Annotated in this window: 2 protein-coding genes; both read right to left on the bottom strand. The window is 33.9% G+C overall.

Annotated elements, in window-relative coordinates; genetic code table 11:
- Nucleotides 1-124: 124 nt before the first annotated feature.
- The gene (locus GJV03_RS21195) at nt 125-1,675 is read right to left on the bottom strand and encodes a hypothetical protein (RefSeq protein ID WP_154131070.1); all 1,551 of its coding nucleotides are present in this window, start codon (nt 1,673-1,675) and stop codon (nt 125-127) included.
- Nucleotides 1,668-2,798, bottom strand: a 1,131-nt coding sequence (locus GJV03_RS21190) for a type VI secretion system Vgr family protein (protein ID WP_154131069.1), incomplete at its 5' end; no start/stop codon positions are given. The genes GJV03_RS21190 and GJV03_RS21195, both read right to left, overlap by 8 nt.

Here is a 2,798-nt window from a genome sequence, read left to right as displayed (position 1 = left end):
AAATAATCTTTGTTAGAAAATTTAGATTTAACAAATTCATTTCTCTTCATAAAATTTAGAGAGTAAATATAACTAATAATATAAATAATAAGACTAATAATTAAAAAAATAAAGTTTAAATCCATTATTTACATAACCCCATACTCTTAAATAATGCTTTATCAACCATTACACTAGCACCAGCAGCTGATCCCATTCCTAATACCGTCATCACAACTTGTCCGGCACGCCCATATGGATTGAGTCCAATAACTGTAACTAATCCTCGACCTGCTGCTGCTCCTGCTGCTCCTGCTACTATTGCTGCCTCGGCTTTGGATGTCTCAACAAAAATTATTTTTCTAGTATACATATTATTATTCTTTTTTGTTGCAGAATAGACCGTCTTGCCTGCTTCATAAGCAGTCCACATTAACATAATTTTTCCACCTAATCGCACCGCAGTTGATAATCCTGTTGTATGCTTTATCATTTTCTCATATACATATAACCTTTCCTCAACTGTTCCTATAACACCACTTCCTTTTATCAATAAGTCTTGTAATCTCATATAATCTTTACGGACCTCATAAGCTAAAAATTTCGATTTCAGTGCCTCACCCAAAGCATCAATTGAATATTTGTTAGCCTGAATAAATCTGGAAGTTTCAGCAAAGTTATTTGAAAGGGTTACACCTCTTGTTTTCTGATATTGCTCAGCTAATTCTGCCAATCTATTATATCGGTTCATAGCATTTAAATGAGCTTGCTTATTCAACTCAATCCTAGCATTATACTTTTGCTCATAATTATTTATTTGTTCAGCTGTCAAAAAAAATGCATTTGTTGTCTCATATCCAAAATTAACACTTGGAAGCTCATAATTATCCAGATCTATCTCACCTATTACACACCCATTATTATCATACTTAATTGATGCTAATGCTAATGATTTTCTATATTCAGCTTCACTAATCACCCCTTCTAGACTAATATTTTTATCCATTAAAATTGATATCAATAGCTCATTATGAATAGCATGAAAACGCTCATCAAACCTTGAGTCTTTTCTATGTATTGCTAACTCTTGCTCAACCCTAAGAGCAATATCTTTCATAGCTTTCAATTTAGAATTATTTGCAGATATTAAACTATGGGAGATAATAACAACCTGCCCTGGTCTCAGTTTTTCATTTAAATTCCCAGATTGTAAAACATCAATATGTGAATTATTTAGCCTAAACACCCTATAATCATCCGCTGTAGGTTTATTCTGATATATTCGACTCAAAAAATCACTAATAATTTCGAATGACATCAAAATAATATATCCACAATCACTTTGTGATTTTAAATATACATCTTTTATTTTATTATTATCTTCTGAATTTTTAGATATAGTCGACTTCAAACTAGTTTTATCAAATTTAATTTCCGCATCTGATTTATAGTGCCTTAAAATATAACCTTTAAACCATTTATCATTTAGATAAACATCTGCTTGTACTTTTTCAGAATTATCATCAACCTTTATTAGGAAAGTCTTGTTCTTACTAAATGACATAAACTTTGAAGTATAAATAACTTTTTCACCAATTTTTTTAGTTACCTTATACTTAAATTTTTCTATAGATAAATTATGTGGAACTTCCTCAATATACAACTGAGCTATTCTAGGAGAATCATACTTAGCCATTTTCATCCCCATTCTCTAAAAAACTTTCAATTTTTTTATTTAAAACATGTAAAGTATAATTTTCTTCTTTATCTGAATAAAAAGTCTGAGTGTATCCCTTTTCATCAGTTACTCCATAAAAAGTATGCCCTAACTCATTTATTAAAACATATTCTGTATTCTGTAAAGCTTCTTGAGTATCTTTATCCTTAACCTCAAATGCCAAATTATACATTCCAAGCTTTGGTATTAAAGGAATAGTCGAACTCATCATCTCTCCGCCCAAAAACTTATGCTGCCCCGCCTTACTCTCAAACTTACCCGCAGTGGTCGGTAAAACACCTGCACTACTAATTTCAACTTGCGAACCATCTGCAATCAAAATAATTTTCTTATCCGCTTTAATCTCAATCTTATCTTCAGTTGAAATAATCTGAATACCTTTACGTGCAATCAAATCCGCACCATCGCCTTGTGCTTGGATTTCAACTTTACCTTTCCCTGCAAATAATCTTGCCCCTTCTTGTGCCGCAAAAAGACTGATCTTTGATTGTGCATGTGCGACTATATTCTTTTGGGTACTCAATTGAATACTATCACCCGCAGTTTCATAGATTTGTCGATCGGCAGAAAGATGTAGATCTTCATTAGTAGCAAGCGCAACCGAATTGGGTGAAGCCAATAACATGAGAGCTTGCTTAAAGGTATCTGCTTGGCTTTTTGCTTCACTGGATTCACCTTTTTCCAAAGATGAAATAAACGATTTCAAATGATCTAAATTTTCTAAAGGATCAGTTTGCTGATTTTTGGCAACTTCACTTAAGGCCTTAGAATTATTTAGGCTACTTTCTAACTGACTTTTCACTGCTGCTGCATCGAGATGGTTACCTGAAGCTGAATCTTGAGCATAGGTACTCAGTAGTAGCCCCTGTCCTGCACGCACTGCTCCCCATTGGTCTGTTCTTAGTTCAAAGCCTTGGCCTCGTCCTTCACTGGTATCAGTTTCTTTAGGATCACTCAGATTACCAAGGTTAAGTTGACTCGCGCCGTGACTGCTTTGTAGCTGGCTGCTGATTTGGTCTGTGGTATCGTCAAATCTAAGCTGGCCATAGCCACTGCCTTTAACTTCTCGACTTTTGATCCC

The organism is Acinetobacter sp. RIT698, assembly GCF_009668065.1.
GTDB classification, from domain to species: Bacteria; Pseudomonadota; Gammaproteobacteria; order Pseudomonadales; family Moraxellaceae; genus Acinetobacter; species Acinetobacter guillouiae.
This window is presented reverse-complemented; position numbering and strand designations above follow the sequence as displayed.

Excerpts from the sequence above, each read along its gene's own strand:
- GJV03_RS21195 (WP_154131070.1), bottom strand. The coding sequence starts at position 1,675 with ATGGCTAAGTATGATTCTCCTAGAATAGCTCAGTTGTATATTGAGGAA.